This is a genomic window from Bacillus songklensis (assembly GCF_042649685.1).
Taxonomy (GTDB): Bacteria; Bacillota; Bacilli; order Bacillales; family Bacillaceae_H; genus Bacillus_BA; species Bacillus_BA songklensis.
Genome location: NZ_JBHRZT010000072.1, coordinates 644543 through 664722 on the forward strand (window position 1 = coordinate 644543; position 20180 = coordinate 664722).

Consider the following 20180-nt stretch of genomic DNA (forward strand, 5'->3'; position numbering starts at 1 on the left):
CTCTCCATGTTTAGGAGGATGGGGGTGATTCAAAAGGGGCGATTTTTCCCCTTTTGGGTCACCCCCATTCTCTTTTATATACTCTCAATGTTCCGAATCATATCTTGAAATGTGAAAACTCTCCGACGCGAAGCCTAAATAAAACCTCCTTATTTAACTTATAAGGATAATTCGATGTTCTTTTAGAACATGGTTTTATTTGAAATTATAAAGTGCCATTTCAATTAATTCCGTGATTTTTCGTCTATTGCTAGAAATTTCAATTTCAACGGAAGAATGAACCCTTTATTCAAAGAGAGAATAAAAACAAAAAGCAGGTGACAATGTGCTTCATACAGTTTGGAAAGGTAAGCTGGCATTTGGATTGATTGAGATTCCGATTAGACTACACGCAGCGGTCGATGATTTTACCATTAAGCTGCGTACGATTCATAAAACATGTTATACACCCATTCAATATGAAAAAGTGTGTCCCGCTTGTGGACAAGAAGTTAGCCATGATGAAACGATGAAAGGATATGAAACATCTTCAGGGAGATTTATTCCCATTACAGAGAGCGAATTAGAGAAACTAAAGGAGCCGTTTGAGGAAGAGAAAGACATCCAACTCTTACATTTTATTGATTTAGATGAGGTAGATCCGCTCTATTTTGATCGAAGTTATTTCCTTTCGCCATCAGAAGGAGGTAAAAAAGCTTATTTTCTTCTACATGAGGCCCTAAAACACTCAAACCGCGCCGGTTTTGCCAGCCTTTTTCTTCATTCCAATCAAAAGCTTGCCCTTATTCGTGCCTATGAAAACATACTGGTCATGGAGACCATCCACTACCATAACGAAATCCGGCAAATTCGCGATATACCGAACATCTCGTTTGATCATGAAGTTTCTGCTCGTGATCTGGAACTAACTGGTGCACTAATTGAAGAGCTGACCGCTCCTTTTCAACCGGAAAAATATGTGAACGAGTATCAAGAGGCTCTCGCTCAATTCATCGAACAAAAATTAGAACAAAAAGAGGCTATCGCCATCGGCCATCAACCTGCTCCAAAAGATGTAGCCAGCTTAATGGCAGCATTAAAAGCAAGTTTGGATCATCCGATTGTTTCCCCTCAGCAGTTAAAGCAAAAGAAAACAGTAAAACGAAAAGAGGCATGACAAAAGCTCGCATCACTGCGAGCTTTTAAGATGTTTTCACCATAAAGTTTCCTTTTTGTGCCATAGGCTGAAGTGTGCCATATTTACGTGGCAGCATGATATATTGGGCTACTTGATTATTTTCAACAAACACAATCAAATCCATATCATCTCGATTTTTTATACCCGTTGATTTCGCATCAAGCCAAGTAAAGCCAAGTGTTTGTTCAATATTTTTTAACGATGTGCCTGGTGTGAATACGTACACTTCATCCCACTTAAAATCATACAGCTTGCGAAAATCAATGGTAACGATCGGCTCTTGCCGATGCTCTTTAATTTCATTGATTAGCGTTTTTTGAATAACAGCTTGATTATGTTTGCTGTATGAGCGATCAATAAAAAAGACCGATAATAGCGCTGCCAGTGTAATCACTAATATTTTCTTCAAGGACGATTGACCCCTCCACATGATTGATATTGGCTTCATTATAGCATGTTTAGATTTTATTTAAATCGACATTTTTTTCTTTTTCGTTAAAAATTCATTAAATTTTTGTCACTTTTCTTTAACGGGTTGAAATCTCTAAAAGGAGGGATATAATCTTCTCTTATCTTCAGGGGTCCCGATACGCTTGGCAGGATACGTTTGAGCGTAACTATCCAAAAATTCTGCCGTGAAGCGCTCTTTCGCCCGCTCTGTCAATGTTAATCCAGGTAAATTTCCTAATACATGAATGGTTCCAAACAATTTTATTAACATTTAAGCTTTTCCGTCAAGAGGCTAATTCTTTTCCATGCGGAGGGTATCACCTTTCTTAAAAACAGACTCTACAAAACATAACATGACAGCGGCCATGATCAATTTATTAGTAATTTATGTGTCTATGCCCCTCATTTCTATTTATTATCTATGTTAAAATAAATGTGAAATTTCTATTAGAGGGTATGATCAAAACGGGATTTTGTGAGAAAGAAGGTCACAATATGGAACATAAATGGCTAGACTGGGCAAAGAGAATCCAGTCTCTATCTCAAGCCGGTCTAGAATACTCAAAAGATATGTATGACATTGAGAGATTTGCAGAACTCCGGAAAATCAGTGCTGAAATCATGAAGGAATACACGAAGACAAAAGATTTTCAAACAATCGAACAGCTATTTTTAAATGAAACCGGGTATCAGACCCCAAAAGTAGATGTGCGCGGGGTCGTGTTCCAAAATGGAAACATACTTCTTGTGAAAGAAAAACAGGATGGATTATGGTCATTGCCTGGAGGCTGGGCTGATATTGGCTTAACACCTTCCGAAAATGCTGTCAAAGAAATAAGGGAAGAATCAGGACTGGAGACAAAAGCACGCGAACTAATTTCGGTGTGGAACCGGAGCAGTCACCCGCATCCTCCCTCTGCGTATGAAGTTTATAAGATCTTCATTGAATGCGAGATAATAGGCGGACGTGTAAAAGGCGGGATGGAAACGCTCGATGCAGGCTTTTTTTCAGAAAACTCGCTTCCCCCCTTGTCTGTCGGGCGCATTACACATTCTCAACTTCAGGTCCTTTTCGCCTATGAGCGAGGAGAGCTTAAAGACGTCCTGTTTGATTAGGCTTGGTTAAGCAGTAAAAAGATTTCCCTTTTAAGTTTATATTAAGTAATGACCGGGCAGCTTATAATCAATCAGAGAAAGGCGAGTTATTTCCCCTTTTAAAAAAGCTAACCGGAACGGTTAGCTTTTTTGTACACTTTATTCGCATAAACTTGAGCAGCGACAGCCAAACAAAAAATCACGATGTCAATCGAAAAAATAAAAAAGCTCATGTAATACGCATACTCTTCAATCATACCCAATACAGTAAACATGCAAGTTAACAAGACTTCCAGCATGAAAAATACAAAGCACACTCGCACCATGACCATTTGCTTAACTAAATAAGAAACGCCAAGTGGAACAGCAAATAAGCCGAGCAAAACAAAAGCATTTAACAACGTATCGAACACGCCCATATCATACGCCTCTCCTCTTTTGAATCGTTGGCTCGAAAGTATTCTCCTGCATCTTGTCATATTCAGGTTTTAATAATGCGGCCACTACTGCATCAACGAACTCACCATGTTTGAAGAACCGGCCTTTTAAATTTCCTTCTCTTTGAAAACCGAGCTTCAAAAGCAGTTGTCGAGATGCAAGATTATCCTCAAAATAATAAGCTTCTATCCGATGTAAACCCATGTCATTAAACCCAAACTCGACAATTCTTCGCGCCGCTTCCGTCATAAACCCCTGCTGCCAATAATCCGGGGACAAGTCGTACCCTAACTCAGCTTTGCGATTTATTTTTTCGATCCGATGGAAACCGCATGTCCCGATCAACCGATTGGTCTCCTTATTAATGAGTCCCCACCGGATGCCCTCGCGACTGCGAAAACGCCGCTTAAAAAAATGAACAAGGGAAAAGGATTGTTCCATCGTATAAAATGTATCAATATCATAATATTTCGTTAAATCATCACGTGAAAAATAAGTAAACAAATCAAAAACATGTTCATTGGTTATTTGCTGGAGCCGCAATCGTTCCGTTTCCAGTGCCGGAAACCGCTCAAAGATTCGATTCATGTTCGATCCTAACTCCTTTTCCGCAATAATTGGAATCTTAAAAGATAGCAATTTATCCCTTCACTAATAGCAATATCGGAAACAACAGGTTCATTTCCTTCCCCATCACAGATACGCCCACGACGAATAAATATCAAACATATTCCCACTCCTTTAACACATCCATTTTATTAACATACTTCATGATGTTACAGTCTATCGTTGAAAGCCTGCACAAAAGCTTTTTGTACGAGCGAAACGACCGGGAAATGGTAAGTTCCTTTTTGTATATATTCTCCCTAAAATGACACAAGACCTTCTCTTTCCCGGCAAAAAAGAAAAGGAGCCTTTTTATAGACTCCTGCATGAATGTTCTCTTTTACCGAAAAGCTTGTTTGGCAAGGTTTATAATGGTCATGTCATCCATAGGCGGATTATGGAGGCCGGCACGGACATCACGATAATATCGCTGAAGCGGGTTCGAACGTTGTAAGCTTTTGGCTCCGACGATCCGCATCGCCTTATCAACAACCGAGATGGCTGTATTTGTGACAACATGTTTGACGCCTGACAGTTCTCCTTGTAATTCCTCCCTTTTTTCACTTTGGTCCCATTTTTCAGCTACAGCGTACATAAAGTGACGGGCACTCATCAATTCCAACTCCATTTCCCCTGCCAGCCGCTGAACATTCGGAAGTTCTTTAATTGGCCCCGAGATACTATTAGGGGAATACGAAGCAGCGAATTCAATGGCGTAATCTCTGGCTGCAAGGGCAATTCCCATATAGCAGGCCGGAATATGAAGAAGCCAGCCGTTCGGCTGCGGTTTCTTCTCTGGAATGAACACTTCCGACAGTGCCTCTTTTGGCAGTTCCACGTTTTTTAACAGGAGATCATGGCTGCCTGTTCCGCGCATTGCAATCATATCCCATGTCTCTTCGATGATGACACCGTCTCGATTGCTTGGAACGATAAAGTTCCCTACTTGATCGGCCCCTTCTATCGTCGCCTTAACCAAAAAATAATCCAGGGCCGGAGACATCGTCGTAAACGTTTTACGGCCGCTCAGCACCCAACCGGCTTCCGTTTTTTGAGCGGTGGTGTGAGGCTTCCCGCCCCGCGTTGGACTCCCGGTCTGCGGTTCGGTCGCCGCACCGTTGATAAGGGCACCGCCGGCGATCTCGGCCATCATCCAATTCAATGTCTGTTCGTCCCAGCTCTTTTTCTCCCATAAATCCATCACAATGCCAAGGTGCCAGCCGATGCAAAGCGCTGTGGAGCCGTCCCCCTTTGCAAGACGCTCTTGATAAAGCAGCATCTCATATAACGGGAGTGACTCACCCCCGAAGATTTTAGGAAGTGTCCATTTTGTATAACCCGATTGTTTCAATCGCTCAATATTCAGATGAGGAAATGCCCCTTTTTCATCTATTTCTTGCGCGCTCTGCGCAAATTGATCGGCTAAATCGGCAATCAACTCATAACGTTCTTGCTGTTTCTTAGTTTTTACAAATGAAATCGTCATCACCAGCACACCTTTAATGTTCTTTTTTAAAAGTGTAACGAAAAGTTCGACAAAATTCAAAAAAAATGCTGGTAATGTTTTGTTAAAATGGGAATACTGCAACTGAGGTGATCGAGATGAAAATATATACATCTGCCGCAGTTATGTTTATAGCTTTCATGTTTTTGTCCGGATATGCTTTAGCTGGATATGCTTTAGCTGAATCTGCCTCAGACAATTATGCCAAAGAACTGAAACGAGAATCAAAAGCACAGCTAAATCTTGATTTAAACGGTTATAAGGCATTTTCGCCCAAACAGCTGCAACACACACAGGAAAGCCCTCTTCCAGAAACAGAAACCGAGTCTTTGCTTCAATTAATAAATTGGCAATGCCAACAAAAGACATCATGTCCCGAAGAAACGATAGTCTTCTTAAAGGATGCCGAGGGATATATCATTCAGCGTGAACATAGCGGACACCTAACAGCTACCCCTATTGGAAAAATTGAGGGCGAATGGTTGTTAAAACATACATCATTGAGGATGTAAAAGCTGTGCTTGGCATGAACATGGATATCTTCCACTCGGCTCCGTACTATCAACAATCTAAGAGCTGTCGACTCCTATGGCTAACTATGATTATAATTGGACAACTTTTGCGAGTTTCCGCCAATCCATCGCATTTATTTTACAAGAAGATGGAAAAGTAATTGCGGATGTTGATAAATCCCCTTCCGGCTATGAATAAGCGGAAGGGTTTTTATATCGGATTATCCTTTATTCCAATGAGCAAACAGTTCATAAAAGGATACGAGTAAGAGGATAAGAGCAAAAATAAGCAGCATGATATGAACGAGGTTGACACGGTTGTTTTTTTTGCTTTGAATAAAAACACCGATCCAAAACATGGCGAGGATTATTCGCATAATGTCTAATACGATGTCCGTTCCAGTCAATGGCCTCATCTCCAAATACTTTTCTTGTTGCCCATTTCGACAAAACCCTTCTTTTTCCTGCGTTCCCTCATAGAAAAGAAGAACCTTTAGGCAGGTATCCTCATATACTGCATTATCATTAAGAAAAGCGAGGCGACTGTTCAGCCTTGAGAGGCATTGGAACTTCTGACAAAGGAACGGCTTTTTCGTTCCGGCGGAAGAAGTGAAATGACCGAAAGGCTAGGAGCCGCAGCTGGACACTATCGTAAGCCAAAACTTTGGTACTTTCTTTTGAAAAAGGGTGGTTTCTTATGCCGGATGTTATTAACATTTTCAGTATTAAAATTAACAGCATCTCACACAACGGCTCTGTCAATATTGGTGAAGCGCTGCATAATAGCCATTCAGCTAACTCCAAATCCACTGGAGCGAACGCTTCTTATGGAGACACTTCCCCTACACAAGCAAGAATGAAGAATATTTACATTGACCCGGACATCAACGACCAGGGTGATATCGCGGATGTGTCTACGGTTGACGGTAACTACCTTCAATAATTTCATATGTAAGGAGCTTCGATATGCCACTTCAAATTAATATTTTCAACATCATGACAAACGGTGTGACGCAAAACGGAAATATTGATGTTGGCTCAACGGTCCAAAACTCCCATACAGCCAACTCAAAGATTTTTGGAGCCAATTTTTCTCTTGGCGACTTTTCTCCAACCGGTTCATGCATGAATACAGGTGTACTTGATCCGGACATTAGCGATCAAGATCAAATTGCCAACCCTTCCTTCCCGGTCGGCAATCAAATCTAGTTATACTCACCCCTTGCCATATGATTTCAACACTCGGGTGAAAGGATGAAACAACATGTTCCCATTCGGAAATTTTCCTCATCAAAAATATATAGAGCAATTCCTTAAACAAATGAACACAAACGGAATTGATGAATACGTCAAAAATATGATGTCATCCGCTTCTACAGGGTCCATGCCCGATTTTTTTAAAAATCATGAGTTTTTTAAGTCCCGCCAAGACAACAATTTCTCATCTCCCTCCTCCTCATCGCCTCCAAAATTGGATGCTCACGTATTTGAAACGTTGGACGAATGCATTGTGCAGGTCAAAATTCCTGATAAATCGATGCTTCATCAATTAAAAGTGTTACACTCGCCTTATCACTGCATCATAGAATGGGTTGATGAAGAACCTTGCAAAGAAGAAATCAAGCTTCCTTGCTCTGTACGCCGCAAAGGAACGACCGCTGTTTATCGAAACGGCATTTTAGAAATCAAAATGCCCAAATACCCTCATATGCCTGTGTCGGAAGTTGACGTTCATGATCATGATTAACATGAGCGTCTTTTTTCATACATACAAATAAGTAACGAAATAAAGTTGAGGTGATGCGTTATCGAATATGAAAAATTTGAAAAATGGCTGAAAAATTTGTCTCAAAAAGAGCGAAGTGCCTTTTGGGATCGCATTTTTGACGAACCATTGGCTGAATCCTTTACGACGAACGAATCAAACAGTCCGCAGATCATTTATTATAATCATCCTTTTCCGCCCGTTGATGTGCATGAAAGAGAAAATCAATTGATCGTGATTATGGAAATTGCCGGAGCGAATCGCGAACAAATAGAGCTGCTTGCTTCAGAGAACCGGCTCGTTGTCAAAGGAAGAACGATTTGTCCGATTTCCCAAACAACCATTATCCAAAAAGAGCGTCGTGAAGGACCGTTTCACCGCGAAATCCTCCTTCCCCGCAATATTGATCAAGCTAAATGTAAAGCCACATTCCGCACCGGTCTTTTATTCATCACCTTCGATTTTTCTGAGGAATCGTGAAGGCAGTTTTTTAGTCCATGTGAATTTTCGAAGTTTTCGCACATACACATGAAGTAACGGGAGACCAAAGCGGGGATCTATATGTGGTTTAAACGACTAAAGCGAAAGATTGAGGTGGCGGATTCTTCAAAACAACAAAAAAATGAACTTGACCAACAATTAAAAAAAATAGAACAACTGGAAAAACAAATCTCAAAACTAGCAAGCCGGGAGCAAGCAGAAAAAGAAATATCCAAACTCACCAAGCGGAAGCAAAACGAAAAGGACATTTCCCAACTCGCTAAGTGGGACCAAATTGAAAAAGAAATTTCCCGACTCGCAAAATGGGACCAAATCGAAGAAGAGATTTCTAAACTCGCCAAGTGGGACCAAATCAAAAAAGAGATCTCTAAACTCGCCAAGTGGGACCAAATTGAAAAAGAAATTTCCCAACTCGCTAAGTGGAACCAAATTGAAAAAGAAATTTCCCAACTCACTAAGTGGAACCAAATTGAAAAAGAAATTTCCCAACTCACTAAGTGGAAGGAAATCGAACAACAAATATCTCAGCTAGCTAAATGGGAACAGATGGAAAAACAATTTCAAAAGTTGGATAAATTAGAACAGTTAGAGCATCACCTTTCTCTGTTAGAAGCAAAGATGAGCCAGATGGAATCTTCCCACCCTCCGATGAACATCGATAAATTATTTGTTGATAAGATTTATGTAGATAAAGTGGAAATCAGCAATAATTTTGACCAATTCGGCGTAAGAGAGCTGAGCGGCCAGTTGAACATCGGCACGACATATGATGTAAAAGATGAGCAGTTAAATGACTTTATACAAGAACAGATGAAAAAGAAGTTTCCTAAAAATAAACCTTCACCCTCCAATTCCAATGACGAAGAGAGCGGTCCTTCCATTAACATCGGCACCCGAAAAAACGACTCATAAATTATAAATTACGGAACTTTACAACAAAATACTCATATACTGTCTAGCTTATTTTGCCAGACATTTCGATCCAGATATTAAACAAACGCAGAAACGACCATTCGTTTCTGCGTTTGTTTATTTAGCTGTGTTAAAATCCGTGATGATTGTTTTTTAACAAAGCCTGATATTTATATGCTACTGGTTGTTGCCTGTGAACTGCGAGAAGCCGTCAGTATACTAATGAATACATAAGTGACAAGCGAGAGCAGGACAGGCAGCACGACTGTATGCATGCCGAACGGATTTGGCATGAACAGGTGAATGAAAATGTAACTCATCATACCCACAATCATCGAAGAAACTGCTCCGTGTTTATTTCCCTTGCTCCAATACAACCCCAGCACAATCGGCCAAATAAAGACCGCTTCCAACCCTCCGAAAGAAAACAGGTTAAACCAGATCAATAAATCCGGCGGCTTAATCGATAGCAAAAACACTAAAATTCCAATTGTCGTAGTTGTCGTAAAGCTCCACCTTTTCACTTGTCTTTCATTTGCATCTGGATTCATATAATTTAAATATAAATCTTTGACAAGTGCAGAGCTCACTAATAACAAGATGGAATCCACAGTCGACATGATCGCTGCCATAGGTGCAGCCAATACAATTCCGGCAAGCCATGCAGGCAATACCTCCATTGTCAAAAGAGGCATGACTTTGTCCCCTACCTCTATTCCAGGCATGACGGCACGTGCAAACACTCCAATCAAATGCATGCCCATCATAATGGCTCCCACCACGATTGTACCGATAATCATCGCTTGATGCATGGCTTTTGAGTCGCGATATGACATCGCCCGTACGGCGATTTGCGGCAGACCTACTACTCCCACCCCTATCAAAATCCAAAATGAAGATACATAAAGAGGGGTAAGCGATCCATCCGCTCCAAATGGACTCACCAATCCAGGGTTCTCTTTGACGAGTTCCTGCATGATGTTTTCAACGCCTCCGCCAGCGATAACGGTTCCGACTAAAAGAACGATTGTACCGATCAGCATCACGATTCCTTGGACACTGTCCGTTACCACGACGGCCCGGAACCCTCCGATGGCCACGTAAATTAAAACGGAAATTGTAAAAATGGTTAAAGCCACAGAATACGAAATTCCTACAAGGGATTCAATTAGACGGGCACCTCCCACCCATTGAGCGGCGAGAGAGGCGAACAAAAAGATCATGATGCTGACAGAAGCTAAAATAACCACAATCGGACTTTCATACCGATTTTTCAAAAAATCGACAAGCGTGACGGCCTTCATTTTTCTCGCCACAATCGCAAATTTTTTCCCAAGCGTCGTTAAAACAAAATATCCTGTCACGACTTGAATGACCGATAACAACACCCACCCGAGCCCCGTTTGATACGCAATGCCGGGACCTCCGATAAAGCTGCTGGCACTTCCGTATGTAGCGACCATTGTCATCGCAAGGATAAAACCGCCCAATTCGCGCCCTCCAAGAAAATATTCTTGAACGAAATTATTGGAGGCTTTGACTTTTTTGTTGGCCGTAATTCCTACGATATAGACAATGATGAGAAAAAGAAGAAGTGGAATGACAACACCCCAATTCATGATGCATCTCCCCCCTTTTCTTCCTCATCGAATGGAAGGTCCGTATAAAGGCGTTTCACGATGAACACAACCAGTAAAACAATAACAATGAATCCGACAATGCAGCTGTAAAAAAACCATGCCGGAAACCCGAATATGTATGTATAATCCTCGACTGGTTTACCTCCTAATCCATAGGCAAATCCAAACCACCAAAGAAAGTGAAATACAGCTAGTCCTATTCCTATTTTCACTTCACGATGGGCGATGGAAAAGCGCCAGTCTTTCTCTTGATGTTTATTTTTGTTCTGCATATATTCGCTCCCTTCTGCAATAAACGATTATAGTACGGTTTTTCAAAACGTTCTATCATTTCGGAGAAAGTTTAAATACTTAAAGTTTTCAAAAATTAAGACGTCTTTTATTTTACATAACTTTTATGTACCTGGAAACCTTTTCTTCTTATTTTATCCCTTTCTCTGTTCTCTTTACGCTTCATATCATAGTCAAAAATAGAATGCCATGATAAAATTACAACGATAATTGGAAAATAGAGGTGTTATTTATTATACGAAAAGTAATATGGGCATCCTTCATCGTTCTTGTCATATATGTACTAACTGCATCTTTTTTCATGTACAGAACAGCAAACGAGTCTCCTCCCAAAGGTGCCGATTATCTCATCGTACTTGGTGCCAAAGTTAACGGGTCGGACATGTCGCTCAGCCTGTACAACCGCGTAGAGGCAGCTCTTCGTTATTTAAACGTGAATCCAAAGACGAAAGTCATTGTCACTGGGGGAAAGGGGCCGGGTGAAGACATAGCGGAAGCGAAAACAGCGGAAACCTATTTTTTAAACAACGGAATCCCATCAAGCCGTATTCTAAAAGAGGACAAATCAACCTCCACATTCGAAAACTTTTTATATACGAAAAAACTGATTTCTCCTCAAGCAAGGGTTGTCATTGTTAGTAATGATTTTCATCTCTTTCGGGCCAAGATGGTCGCCAGTCGGCTTGGTTACTCGAATGCACATACCCTGGCGGCCGCTACCCCGAATGCGGTCAAAATTCAGACATACACAAGAGAGTATGCAGCAATTCTTAAATCCTTCATTATCGATCGTCCTTAAACGAAGAAAAAGCCTGTATCAGGCTTTTTCCTCGTTCTCAGTGCTCATAAATCATTTTTCTCGTCATTCCCCCGTCTACGACAAGATTGACTCCATTCACAAAGTCATTATCTTTAGAAGAAAGATAAAAACATGCTCGTGCGATATCCTCAGGTTTTCCTACCCGCTTAGCCGGGTGCTGTTCATGGTCAATATCTCTCAGCTCATTGTAATCCCCTGTTTCAATCCATCCAGGTGAAATCGCATTGACGGTGATTCGGTCATCACTAAAAGAAACCGCCAGCGCATGCGTAAGCGCGACAATCCCTCCTTTTGTCGCGGCATACGCCTCTGAATGCGGTTCGGACATCAATGCACGGGTGGAAGCCATATTCACGATGGAACCGCCTCGGCTGTTTTCCCGCATATATTTTGCCGCTTCCCGCGAGCAAAGAAACACACTCCGAAGATTCGTATTTAAAACGTCATCCCACTCCTCTACCGTTAATTCAAAAGGAGATTTCCAGCGGGACACACCGGCATTGTTGACCAGGATATCGATTTTCCCATATGTATCTTTTGCTGTTTTCATTAAGTGGACAATGGCCTCTTGTTTGCGGACATCCGTTTGGACAAAAATTGCTTTCCCTTTTTGTTTTTTAATCTCTTCTGCTACTTTCTTTCCGGCTTCTGCGTCTACATCGGCCAAAACCACGCTTGCTCCTTTTTCCGCATAGGCAAACGCGAGCCCTTGTCCGATTCCGTTTGCTGCTCCTGTGATAATGACGACTTGGCCGTTGAATTTATCCATGTTTCCGCCTCCCTATTTTGAATCATCATTCCTGTCATCGTTTATTCGTAGTTTTCTAAACGACTATTTTTATTTACATGTTCCCCTCTAATCAATATACTAACAAAAAACCTCCGTCAAACGGAGGCTTACAATTCTCTTTGTCATATCAGGATGTTACATCGATACCTTATTTTCCGAAACCTCTTCAATGGAAACAAACTCTTCTGATATCGGTCTTAAATTTTTGGACCCCACGATGAAATAATACAAAGAACCAACACCGAATACAAGTAAAATGACGACAAATAATGAAACTTCAACGCCGAAAACAGGCATTTTCGTTGTTAAGATGGAGTAGCGGAGTACGCAATAAAAGGAAAATAAACCCAATGCCAACGAAATACCCGGGACTAACGGATACGTGACTTTGAACGGCCTTTCTAGGTCAGGCTCCTTTCTCCTTAAAATGAATAAAGAAATCAGGCTTAAACAATACATGGTAATGGCGCCAAACACGGATAATGTGATAAGCGCATTTGCAAAATCTGCTGATCCTGCACAAATAACACCGATAAATCCCGGTACGATGAGTCCCCAATGCGGAACTCCTCTTTTTGACAAATTGGATAGGAAACGAGGCAAGTATCCTGCTCTTGCAAGGGCAAAGGTTTGTCGAGAGTAACCGATTATAATGCCGTGAAGACTCGCAATGGTACCGAACAATCCAATTACCGCGACGGCAATCGGCAAAAAGCTTCCCTCTCCGTAAACATTCGCAAGTGCTTGAGGCAGCGGATAATCGGCCGGTTTTCCTTCACCGCCTCCAAGTCCCGCTGTTACAAGCAATGTTAAAATGGTACAAACGGCTAACGTTAAAATACCCGATATAAATCCTTTTGGAATGTCTTTTTTAGGATCGCGTACTTCTTCAGCCGCCATAGCTCCACCTTCAATCGCAAGGAAAAACCAGATGGCAAATGGAATCGCGGCCATTACCCCAGCCCAACCATTTGAAAAAGCACTTTCATTTAAAATGGCTTCTCCGCTAATGTGGGGCAACCCGGCTGCATAATAAATCGCTAAGCCAATCAAAGCCAAAATAGTAGCGACCAGTTCAATGAGAGCCGCGCCCTTTACCCCGATCAGGTTCACAAAAATAAACAGAGTAAAGACACCGACTGTCGCATACACAGGATGAATCGAAGGAATTAAAAAGTTGATATAAGCTCCGGTTGCAACTGCGATGGCAGGAGGTGCAAAGACAAATTCCAATAAGCATGCCAGGCCGGTCATAAAGCCGCCGAACGGCCCCATCGCTCTTCTTGCATAAGCTGACGGTCCCCCCGCATGCGGAATGGAAGTTGATAACTCCGCATAACTGAAAATAAAAGTCGTATAAAAGACAGTGATGATCAGTGACGCGATGATAAGACCAATGGTTCCTCCCTGTTCAAATCCATAGTTCCACCCAAAATACTGACCCGAAATGACCATTCCTACAGCAATCGCCCATAAATGAATGGGCGTGAGCGTCTTTTGAAGATGATTGTTTTCCATCCAAATCCCCCTTTACCAAAAGGTAATATATAACATCTTCCCAAATGAATCGTCATGAAAAATAAAGCAACATCAGGGTTTGAGTGATGACTCACTTGATTGAAGAGCTGTTAATGTTGTCTGGCACAACTTTTTACGTCAATCCCTCTATAGTTCCAGTTTCACTCCGCTTACTTTTTGTTCAAGCATCTTTTTCAAAACGGTTCCAATATGTGCCCCTGCTTCGACAGGAGAGGTACCGCCCGCATGGATGTTGGAGATAACGGTTCGATCGGATTCAATAATGCCTTTTCGCGGTCGATAGCACATATAGGCGCTCATCGAACTGGCAGAGACAAGACCGGGTCGTTCCCCTATCAGCATCACCAATACTTCTGGCTGTAAAATCTCGCCGATATGATCCATGGATGCTACTCTTCCGCCTTTGACAAAAAATGGCGTCCCTTGTGTTAAACCATTGATTTTTAAAGAATCAACGAGAGCCGGGTATACATCTTTCAAATTCATCTCCACCGCGCTCGCACTCAATCCGTCTGACACGACAATTTGGACCTGAGGCCGAAGCACGCATTTCTCTTGAATCAGCTTAATCGCATCGTCCGTCAACACTCTGCCTTTATCCGGTCGTTTTAAATAAATCTCCTTTGTTTCATAACACGTATCAACTGAAAATAGCCCAAACTCCTCCAAACAAGATTGAAGAACCTCTCCATTTACGGCATCCACTGCAGCTGCATGATCAAGCTGAAGCTTTAAAATGGTTTTCGTCAAAGGCCTTGTGCCTGATCGCCAAACGCCAATACGCGCAGGGGTTGACTTGATGATTTCCTGCAGCCCTTCGTCATGTTTTGGAGAAGGAACCGACGTATGCCAAGAAGATGACTGATAGTTCGACTCTTTATAAAATCCTTTCTGCGCGTCGGACACATTCAATGAACCGTCATGAATGTGATGATGGTCTTGCTCAATCGTTTTTGTTTCTTTTAATTGCCTCAAGACCTGCTCTACAATTTGTTGTACTTGCTGCTCCGTTGCCATATATACACCGCCTTTCAATATTAAGTCAAAAAGATGGTCGGATCTCCTGCCTCAGGTGTAAGTTTCCCGTTTTCCATAATGCCCATTTTCTCCAGCCACACTTCGAAATCAGGAGCCGGCCGCAGATGCAGTACATCCCGAACAGTGGCAATATCATGGAAACTCGTAGATTGATAGTTCAGCATACAATCATCTGCCATCGCAACACCGATAATAAAATTGACTCCGGCAGAACCGAGTAGAATCGATAAATTATCCATATCATTTTGATCGGCTTTCATATGATTCGTATAGCATATATCCACCCCCATCGGAAGTCCGTGCAATTTCCCCATGAAATGATCCTCAAGTCCGGCGCGAATGACTTGTTTATTGTTGTATAAATACTCTGGCCCAATAAAACCGACAACTGTATTGACAATAAAAGGATTATATCTTTTCGCGAGACCGTAACATCTTGCTTCCAATGTCAATTGGTCGATACCATGATGGGCATCCGATGAAAGTTCAGATCCCTGTCCCGTCTCGAAATACCACAAGTTTGGGCCAGGAGCCGTTCCTTCTTTCCGGATCAAATCGTCCGCCTCATTCAATAAATCCACACTGATGCCAAATGCTTTATTTCCTGCCTCAGAACCTGCCAAGCTTTGAAACAGCATATCAGACGGAGCTCCTTGACGAATGGCTCTCATCTGGGTCGACACATGGGCCAATACGCAATTTTGTGTCGGTATGCTCCATTTATCAATTACTTCCTTTGTCATCGTTAAAATGGCTTTTACACTGTCTGCTGTATCAATAACCGGGTTAATACCGATAACAGCATCTCCCACTCCATAGCTTAACGCTTCAAACAATGAGGCCTTAATGCCTTGTATATGATCTGTTGGATGGTTGGGCTGTGCACGGCCGGATAATGTCCCTTTAAAGCCGATCGAATGCTGACAATGGGTGATTACCTCTATTTTGGAAGCCGCTTGAATCAAGTCCAGGTTGGTCATGATTTTTGTGACAGCAGCGATCATTTCACTCGTTAAACCTCGGCGTATGTAGCTAATCTCTGTGTTGGTGACATTGCTAGACAGAATGTATTCTCTTAATTCCGCGACTGTCCAATTTTGAATGGATTGATAAATTCTTTCATTCACTGACTCTTCAATGACCCTCGAAATCTCGTCTTCCTCTGGAGGAAGCAATGGATAATTTCGAATATCTGCAAGCGTCAGATCGGACAAAAGATGTTTGGCCGCAATTCGTTCCTGGGCGTCTCTGGCATGAATACCCGCCAGCTGATCTCCCGACTTTTCTTCGTTCGCTTTTGCCATTACTTCTTTTAAACTATCAAACTGGTATGTTTTATTGAATATCGTGATTTTCGTTTTCATGAAATCACCTCCTTGGAAATTAAGAAAACGCAAGGGTTTTCACCACAACCGGTACCATGGTCGATGTATGGATTGGTTCACCAATATCAATATAATCGCCGTGTTCCACTTGAATTTGATCAACGCATACAATGTTCAACGCTCCGTTGGAATACATGGTAAGCAGCTGCCCGAGTGCTTTTGCCATATCCCCTTCGCAAATAACCACAAGTGCTGATGCCTTAGGAAACAATTGAGTATATTCTTTGTAGAGAGAAGCTGCAATGCGTTTTAATGCCTCATAGGAACAATACGTAAAACCGCGAATAGAAACGGCAAACGGGATCCGATCATGTCCGATGAACAGCTCTTTCCCCGTTGCCAATCGCTGACCTATACTGCTCATTAACAATGATTCATCATTCAAGATTTTTTCGTCGGGGTTCCAATTCACGACTGGAACATTCCGAATCGGAAGAAAACCGTCATGAATGTGGATGGTAGAACCGCTGATTTCTGTACTTTGCATTCCCGCTCCGATGACAGTAGCCCGCGACGTCTGCTCAGCCAGAATATGTGTGAACGGGTATTGATCCATCGCCTTCTTTAACTCATGGGCGAGCACAGGGCCGATATCTTGATAAATAGAAGACGCTTTGAAATCAGAGGGTTCTTTCACATTCAGCAATTCACCTACACCACCTGAAATCATCAGTTCTTGAATATATGGGATGCTTTCTAAAGTCGTGCTGTGCACAATGGAAACAGTCTCACGGATGGAAACTTTTCCTGACAAACAATCCAGCATATCTTTGCATAAATGCGAAAGAATCTCTTTTAAGAAATCAAATGTAATGGTTTGATGTTGTTGAACTCTGTATCCTTTCTCTTCAAGCCACGGTACAATAGAAGGTGAAATAAATTGAATCTCCCCGTATGAATCGATTTCGATTAATCGGCCGCCGATTCGAAACGTTATGGTGCCAACCGTCTTTCCTCTTTCGAATATGACGGCATTGGCCGTTCCTCCACCAATATCGATATTGGCGACGGCACCTGCTATTTGCAATGATCGCTCATACGCTCCTGACCCTTTCCCTGCCAGTACTCCTTCAAGGCTTGCTCCAGCAATTCCTACGACAAAGTCCCCCGACCGCTCCGCTAAATAATGAAGTATTTTTTCGGCATTCCTTTTCAAAGCGGTTTCACCCGTAATAATGACGGCCCCTGTTTGGACATCATTCAAATCGATATTCGCCTGCCGATATTCGAACTCCAGCCATTTTGATAACGAAGCCATATCGATATCATCACGTTCTTGAAGCGGGGTGGGGATGATGGAGCTTGTATAATAGATCATCCGTTCCGTAATTTGAAAGCGGGGTAAGGCAAAGTGACTGGAAACCCTTGACAGCTTCAGTCGGCTGACGATGAACTTGCTTGTACTTGTTCCGATATCGATTCCTACACTTGTAATCCATTCTTCCTCCATCCTCTTTCACCTCCAACCTGTGTTTATAAGAAAAGCGAGGCGACTGTTCAGCCTTGAGAGGCATTGGAACTTCTGTCGTAAGCTGAAATTTTTATGCGTTCTTTTCTCATCATAAAGGCGCTTTAAACAGAGAATCCCTTCCAGCAGAATCCCTCTATTCAAAGCGCCTTTGCTTTGCTATCTATTCACTTTTTACTACGACGATACTTGTTCTAATTGATTTAGTATGTCCTTGGAGAGTTTCGCCATTGAAACTCTTTTACTCATACTCTTTTCTCTCATCCATATGTATGCCTCTTCTTCCGTTAAAGAAAGATGATGCATGATTTTTCCTTTGGCTCTTTCAATCATCTTACGCTCATCCAGCGTTTGTTTTAATGATTGGATATCTTTTCTCAAACATTGGAACAAATCACGCTGGTTTAAGGCTATTTCTATGGCAGGAATGAGATCTTCTTCAGATACAGGCTTAACAAGGTAAGCGGTCACACCGCTTTTCTTTGCCTCTTGCACCAAATCCTTGTGACTGTAAGCTGTCAGAAGTAAAACAGCGGTCCCAGGGAACATTTGCTGGATAATCTTAGCTGCCTTAATGCCGTTTAGCTTCGGCATTTTGACATCCAGAAGAATGAGATCAGGCTGGTGCTTTTGGCAAAGATCAAGTGCTTCTTCCCCGTTTTTCCCCTCACCTACAATCTCATATCCTTCCTCTAACAGCATTTCCTTCAAATCCATTCTGATAATAGGATCATCATCAACGATTAATATTCTTCTCACTGTCATTTGGACCCCCCCTCCTTCAAATACGGAAATGTTATCGTTACTTGGGTTCCATTGCCTGTATCCGTGAACTCAATCGTGCCATCTAGATCTTCCACAATCAATGTTGTGCAAATATCCAACCCCAAGCTTTTGGATTCCAAAAATGATGTATTTCCAATTCCGACTCCGTTGTCAGTAACTTGGATCACCACTTGTTCGTCCCTTTGCTCAAGTTGAATGACAATGTATCCCTCACTCATATTAAAGAAAGCATGTTCCATGCAGTTTTGAACCAATTCATTGACCACAAGGGCAAGCGAACTTGCCTTATCAGCATTTAAATAAATGGAATCACCGGCAATTTTCACTTTGACGGTTTGTTCATATCGCTTCATAGAAGAGACAATCGCACGAGAAACGTATTCAAAGATTTCTTTGCAGTCCACTTGATTTAATCCATCTTGCGAGAGAACCTCATGGACAATGGAAATGCTCGTGATTCGATTAATGCTGTCCCGAAATACTTGCTCTACTTCTTTGGAAGATGATCGTCTCATTTGCAGTCTTAACAAACCTGCAATCGTCTGTAAGTTATTCTTGACACGGTGATGGATTTCTTTAATGACTGCTGACTTGATCATTAACTGCTTTTCTTTCTCTTTAATTTCAGTCAGATCTCGCAATAATAGAATCCCACCTAAATTTTGCTGGTTCCGATTGATTGAAACCGCTTTCAATTGTATATATTTATTCTGGTGCTCAAACTCCTTTAATAGAAAGCCTCCGTTTTGTTGAATGGTCTGTTTGTTGATGGTTCCCAAACTCAACATTTCTATGCTGCTTCCTATCAAGGTTCTAACAGAATGCAATTCTCTTAACATATCATATGCTCGTTCGTTAGCATACGTAATGGCGTCATCGTTGTTAAATAAAATAAGCCCTTCATGAATCAGTGCCGGTATTCGATTCTCCGACATGGCCAGCTCAAACAATGTTTCAGTCAACTGTTCATTTGTTTCACTTAATCGCCGCACCTTTTTTTCCTGGTTGATCTTGTCGGTAATATCTTTCTCCATGATGAGGACCCCGATCGTGTTTTGCCTATCATTTTTAATCGGAATCACATTTTGTTGAATGTTGATGTTTTCTTGTGAGATGCCCCTTGAGCCGAGAATCGGCTTTCCGGATTTTAAACACATCAGTACTCCCGGTTCATTTTTCTCTTGTGCTATCTGACCGGCGACGGATTTTTTGTATAATGACTTCGCAGTTTTCGGATGGGCTTCCGCCACAACAAACGCAGCATTCTCCCCAGGCACTAAACAATCGATAAACACATCGCACTGAAATAAATCCGCAAACAGCTGCAAATGGTCTGATAAGGACTGAATGATCAAAAGATCTGGCGGGTCTGGGACGATTTTTTCTAGAGACCATTTTTCTTGCATGTAAAGTTACACAACTCCCCGTTTAAAAATTCATCATGCTTTTATTTTACATGGTGA

General features: G+C 41.9%; 25 protein-coding genes. 10 read left to right on the top strand and 15 right to left on the bottom strand.

All coding sequences use genetic code 11. The annotated features are described in order from the left end of the window. Positions 1–325 precede the first annotated feature (325 nt). Positions 326–1156, top strand: a complete 831-nt coding sequence (gene ku / locus ACFOU2_RS22195; RefSeq protein ID WP_377918454.1) for a non-homologous end joining protein Ku — start codon at positions 326–328, stop codon at positions 1154–1156. A gap of 25 nt (positions 1157–1181) precedes the next feature. On the opposite strand, the gene ACFOU2_RS22200 is transcribed toward ku, so the two are convergent. Both ACFOU2_RS22200 and ACFOU2_RS22205 read right to left on the bottom strand, forming a co-directional pair. Next, entirely contained in the window at positions 1182–1586 is a 405-nt protein-coding gene (locus ACFOU2_RS22200; RefSeq protein WP_377918455.1) for a hypothetical protein, read from the bottom strand. 135 nt (positions 1587–1721) lie between these two features. Next, positions 1722–1898, bottom strand: coding sequence for a hypothetical protein (locus ACFOU2_RS22205; RefSeq protein WP_377918456.1), 177 nt, complete (start codon positions 1896–1898; stop codon positions 1722–1724). 224 nt (positions 1899–2122) lie between these two features. Between ACFOU2_RS22205 and ACFOU2_RS22210 the strand changes: the two genes are divergently transcribed. After that, positions 2123–2743, top strand: coding sequence for an NUDIX hydrolase (locus ACFOU2_RS22210; RefSeq protein WP_377918457.1), 621 nt, complete (start codon positions 2123–2125; stop codon positions 2741–2743). A 107-nt stretch (positions 2744–2850) separates the two neighbouring features. On the opposite strand, the gene ACFOU2_RS22215 is transcribed toward ACFOU2_RS22210, so the two are convergent. From ACFOU2_RS22215 to ACFOU2_RS22225, 3 genes are all read right to left on the bottom strand, one after another. Continuing rightward, positions 2851–3141, bottom strand: a complete 291-nt coding sequence (locus ACFOU2_RS22215; protein WP_377918458.1) for a hypothetical protein — start codon at positions 3139–3141, stop codon at positions 2851–2853. 1 nt (position 3142) lies between these two features. Continuing rightward, entirely contained in the window at positions 3143–3748 is a 606-nt protein-coding gene (locus tag ACFOU2_RS22220) for a GNAT family N-acetyltransferase (RefSeq protein ID WP_377918459.1), read from the bottom strand. A 358-nt stretch (positions 3749–4106) separates the two neighbouring features. Beyond that, entirely contained in the window at positions 4107–5252 is a 1146-nt protein-coding gene (locus ACFOU2_RS22225; protein WP_377918460.1) for an acyl-CoA dehydrogenase family protein, read from the bottom strand. 116 nt (positions 5253–5368) lie between these two features. On the opposite strand from ACFOU2_RS22225, the gene ACFOU2_RS22230 reads away from it, so the two are divergent. Both ACFOU2_RS22230 and ACFOU2_RS22235 read left to right on the top strand, forming a co-directional pair. After that, positions 5369–5782, top strand: coding sequence for a hypothetical protein (locus tag ACFOU2_RS22230; RefSeq protein WP_377918461.1), 414 nt, complete (start codon positions 5369–5371; stop codon positions 5780–5782). A gap of 76 nt (positions 5783–5858) precedes the next feature. Further along, positions 5859–5981 carry a hypothetical protein gene (locus tag ACFOU2_RS22235; protein WP_377918462.1) on the top strand — a complete coding sequence of 41 codons (123 nt, stop codon included), beginning with the start codon at positions 5859–5861 and terminating at the stop codon, positions 5979–5981. 22 nt (positions 5982–6003) lie between these two features. On the opposite strand, the gene ACFOU2_RS22240 is transcribed toward ACFOU2_RS22235, so the two are convergent. Next, positions 6004–6189: a hypothetical protein gene (locus tag ACFOU2_RS22240; RefSeq protein ID WP_377918463.1), complete on the bottom strand. Its 186-nt coding sequence runs from the start codon at positions 6187–6189 to the stop codon at positions 6004–6006. 290 nt (positions 6190–6479) lie between these two features. Here ACFOU2_RS22240 and ACFOU2_RS22245 point away from each other — a divergent pair, with 290 nt between their 5' ends. The 5 genes from ACFOU2_RS22245 to ACFOU2_RS22265 all read left to right on the top strand — a co-directional run bounded on the left by ACFOU2_RS22245 (position 6480) and on the right by ACFOU2_RS22265 (position 8960). Then, positions 6480–6725, top strand: a complete 246-nt coding sequence (locus tag ACFOU2_RS22245; RefSeq protein ID WP_377918464.1) for a spore germination protein — start codon at positions 6480–6482, stop codon at positions 6723–6725. 23 nt (positions 6726–6748) lie between these two features. Then, positions 6749–6991: a spore germination protein gene (locus ACFOU2_RS22250; RefSeq protein WP_377918465.1), complete on the top strand. Its 243-nt coding sequence runs from the start codon at positions 6749–6751 to the stop codon at positions 6989–6991. Between the two features lie 55 nt (positions 6992–7046). After that, entirely contained in the window at positions 7047–7529 is a 483-nt protein-coding gene (locus ACFOU2_RS22255) for an Hsp20/alpha crystallin family protein (RefSeq protein WP_377918466.1), read from the top strand. Positions 7530–7625: 96 nt separating this feature from the next. Further along, positions 7626–8027: an Hsp20/alpha crystallin family protein gene (locus ACFOU2_RS22260; RefSeq protein WP_377918467.1), complete on the top strand. Its 402-nt coding sequence runs from the start codon at positions 7626–7628 to the stop codon at positions 8025–8027. 81 nt (positions 8028–8108) lie between these two features. Then, the gene (locus tag ACFOU2_RS22265) at positions 8109–8960 is read left to right on the top strand and encodes a hypothetical protein (protein WP_377918468.1); all 852 of its coding nucleotides are present in this window, start codon (positions 8109–8111) and stop codon (positions 8958–8960) included. A 170-nt stretch (positions 8961–9130) separates the two neighbouring features. Here the strand turns inward: ACFOU2_RS22265 and panF are convergent, their stop codons facing one another. Together panF and ACFOU2_RS22275 are read right to left on the bottom strand one after the other, a co-directional pair. Beyond that, positions 9131–10579: a sodium/pantothenate symporter gene (gene panF / locus ACFOU2_RS22270; protein ID WP_377918469.1), complete on the bottom strand. Its 1449-nt coding sequence runs from the start codon at positions 10577–10579 to the stop codon at positions 9131–9133. Beyond that, positions 10576–10872 (bottom strand): YhdT family protein, encoded by a 297-nt coding sequence (locus tag ACFOU2_RS22275; protein WP_377918470.1) that lies wholly within the window; start codon positions 10870–10872, stop codon positions 10576–10578. The genes panF and ACFOU2_RS22275 overlap by 4 nt, the downstream gene beginning before the upstream one ends. Before the next feature lie 242 nt (positions 10873–11114). On the opposite strand from ACFOU2_RS22275, the gene ACFOU2_RS22280 reads away from it, so the two are divergent. Next, the gene (locus ACFOU2_RS22280; protein ID WP_377918471.1) at positions 11115–11690 is read left to right on the top strand and encodes a YdcF family protein; all 576 of its coding nucleotides are present in this window, start codon (positions 11115–11117) and stop codon (positions 11688–11690) included. Between the two features lie 37 nt (positions 11691–11727). Here the strand turns inward: ACFOU2_RS22280 and ACFOU2_RS22285 are convergent, their stop codons facing one another. The 7 genes from ACFOU2_RS22285 to ACFOU2_RS22315 all read right to left on the bottom strand — a co-directional run bounded on the left by ACFOU2_RS22285 (position 11728) and on the right by ACFOU2_RS22315 (position 20123). Then, the gene (locus ACFOU2_RS22285) at positions 11728–12480 is read right to left on the bottom strand and encodes an SDR family NAD(P)-dependent oxidoreductase (protein WP_377918472.1); all 753 of its coding nucleotides are present in this window, start codon (positions 12478–12480) and stop codon (positions 11728–11730) included. A gap of 156 nt (positions 12481–12636) precedes the next feature. Further along, complete coding sequence (gene eat / locus ACFOU2_RS22290; protein WP_377918473.1) at positions 12637–14019, bottom strand: ethanolamine permease; 1383 nt, start codon at positions 14017–14019, stop codon at positions 12637–12639. A 147-nt stretch (positions 14020–14166) separates the two neighbouring features. Next, positions 14167–15057 carry an ethanolamine ammonia-lyase subunit EutC gene (gene eutC, locus ACFOU2_RS22295; protein WP_377918474.1) on the bottom strand — a complete coding sequence of 297 codons (891 nt, stop codon included), beginning with the start codon at positions 15055–15057 and terminating at the stop codon, positions 14167–14169. Between the two features lie 20 nt (positions 15058–15077). Next, positions 15078–16442: an ethanolamine ammonia-lyase subunit EutB gene (locus ACFOU2_RS22300; RefSeq protein ID WP_377918475.1), complete on the bottom strand. Its 1365-nt coding sequence runs from the start codon at positions 16440–16442 to the stop codon at positions 15078–15080. Between the two features lie 19 nt (positions 16443–16461). Then, entirely contained in the window at positions 16462–17913 is a 1452-nt protein-coding gene (locus ACFOU2_RS22305) for an ethanolamine ammonia-lyase reactivating factor EutA (RefSeq protein ID WP_377918476.1), read from the bottom strand. 195 nt (positions 17914–18108) lie between these two features. After that, a complete protein-coding gene (locus ACFOU2_RS22310) occupies positions 18109–18696 on the bottom strand; it encodes an ANTAR domain-containing response regulator (RefSeq protein ID WP_377918477.1) in 588 nt (195 codons plus the stop codon). Beyond that, positions 18693–20123 (bottom strand): sensor histidine kinase, encoded by a 1431-nt coding sequence (locus ACFOU2_RS22315; protein ID WP_377918478.1) that lies wholly within the window; start codon positions 20121–20123, stop codon positions 18693–18695. Before ACFOU2_RS22315 ends, ACFOU2_RS22310 begins: the two co-directional genes overlap by 4 nt. Positions 20124–20180 lie beyond the last annotated feature (57 nt).

Excerpts from the sequence above, each read along its gene's own strand:
- ACFOU2_RS22225 (WP_377918460.1), bottom strand. The coding sequence starts at position 5,252 with ATGACGATTTCATTTGTAAAAACTAAGAAACAGCAAGAACGTTATGAG.
- ACFOU2_RS22210 (WP_377918457.1), top strand. The coding sequence starts at position 2,123 with ATGGAACATAAATGGCTAGACTGGGCAAAGAGAATCCAGTCTCTATCT.
- ACFOU2_RS22255 (WP_377918466.1), top strand. The coding sequence starts at position 7,047 with ATGTTCCCATTCGGAAATTTTCCTCATCAAAAATATATAGAGCAATTC.
- ACFOU2_RS22265 (WP_377918468.1), top strand. The coding sequence starts at position 8,109 with ATGTGGTTTAAACGACTAAAGCGAAAGATTGAGGTGGCGGATTCTTCA.
- eat (WP_377918473.1), bottom strand. The coding sequence starts at position 14,019 with ATGGAAAACAATCATCTTCAAAAGACGCTCACGCCCATTCATTTATGG.
- ACFOU2_RS22305 (WP_377918476.1), bottom strand. The coding sequence starts at position 17,913 with ATGGAGGAAGAATGGATTACAAGTGTAGGAATCGATATCGGAACAAGT.
- ACFOU2_RS22220 (WP_377918459.1), bottom strand. The coding sequence starts at position 3,748 with ATGAATCGAATCTTTGAGCGGTTTCCGGCACTGGAAACGGAACGATTG.
- ACFOU2_RS22205 (WP_377918456.1), bottom strand. The coding sequence starts at position 1,898 with ATGTTAATAAAATTGTTTGGAACCATTCATGTATTAGGAAATTTACCT.
- ACFOU2_RS22315 (WP_377918478.1), bottom strand. The coding sequence starts at position 20,123 with ATGCAAGAAAAATGGTCTCTAGAAAAAATCGTCCCAGACCCGCCAGAT.
- ACFOU2_RS22215 (WP_377918458.1), bottom strand. The coding sequence starts at position 3,141 with ATGGGCGTGTTCGATACGTTGTTAAATGCTTTTGTTTTGCTCGGCTTA.
- ACFOU2_RS22300 (WP_377918475.1), bottom strand. The coding sequence starts at position 16,442 with ATGAAAACGAAAATCACGATATTCAATAAAACATACCAGTTTGATAGT.
- eutC (WP_377918474.1), bottom strand. The coding sequence starts at position 15,057 with ATGGCAACGGAGCAGCAAGTACAACAAATTGTAGAGCAGGTCTTGAGG.
- ACFOU2_RS22230 (WP_377918461.1), top strand. The coding sequence starts at position 5,369 with ATGAAAATATATACATCTGCCGCAGTTATGTTTATAGCTTTCATGTTT.
- ACFOU2_RS22235 (WP_377918462.1), top strand. The coding sequence starts at position 5,859 with ATGGCTAACTATGATTATAATTGGACAACTTTTGCGAGTTTCCGCCAA.
- ACFOU2_RS22250 (WP_377918465.1), top strand. The coding sequence starts at position 6,749 with ATGCCACTTCAAATTAATATTTTCAACATCATGACAAACGGTGTGACG.
- ACFOU2_RS22310 (WP_377918477.1), bottom strand. The coding sequence starts at position 18,696 with ATGACAGTGAGAAGAATATTAATCGTTGATGATGATCCTATTATCAGA.
- panF (WP_377918469.1), bottom strand. The coding sequence starts at position 10,579 with ATGAATTGGGGTGTTGTCATTCCACTTCTTCTTTTTCTCATCATTGTC.
- ACFOU2_RS22245 (WP_377918464.1), top strand. The coding sequence starts at position 6,480 with ATGCCGGATGTTATTAACATTTTCAGTATTAAAATTAACAGCATCTCA.
- ACFOU2_RS22275 (WP_377918470.1), bottom strand. The coding sequence starts at position 10,872 with ATGCAGAACAAAAATAAACATCAAGAGAAAGACTGGCGCTTTTCCATC.
- ACFOU2_RS22285 (WP_377918472.1), bottom strand. The coding sequence starts at position 12,480 with ATGGATAAATTCAACGGCCAAGTCGTCATTATCACAGGAGCAGCAAAC.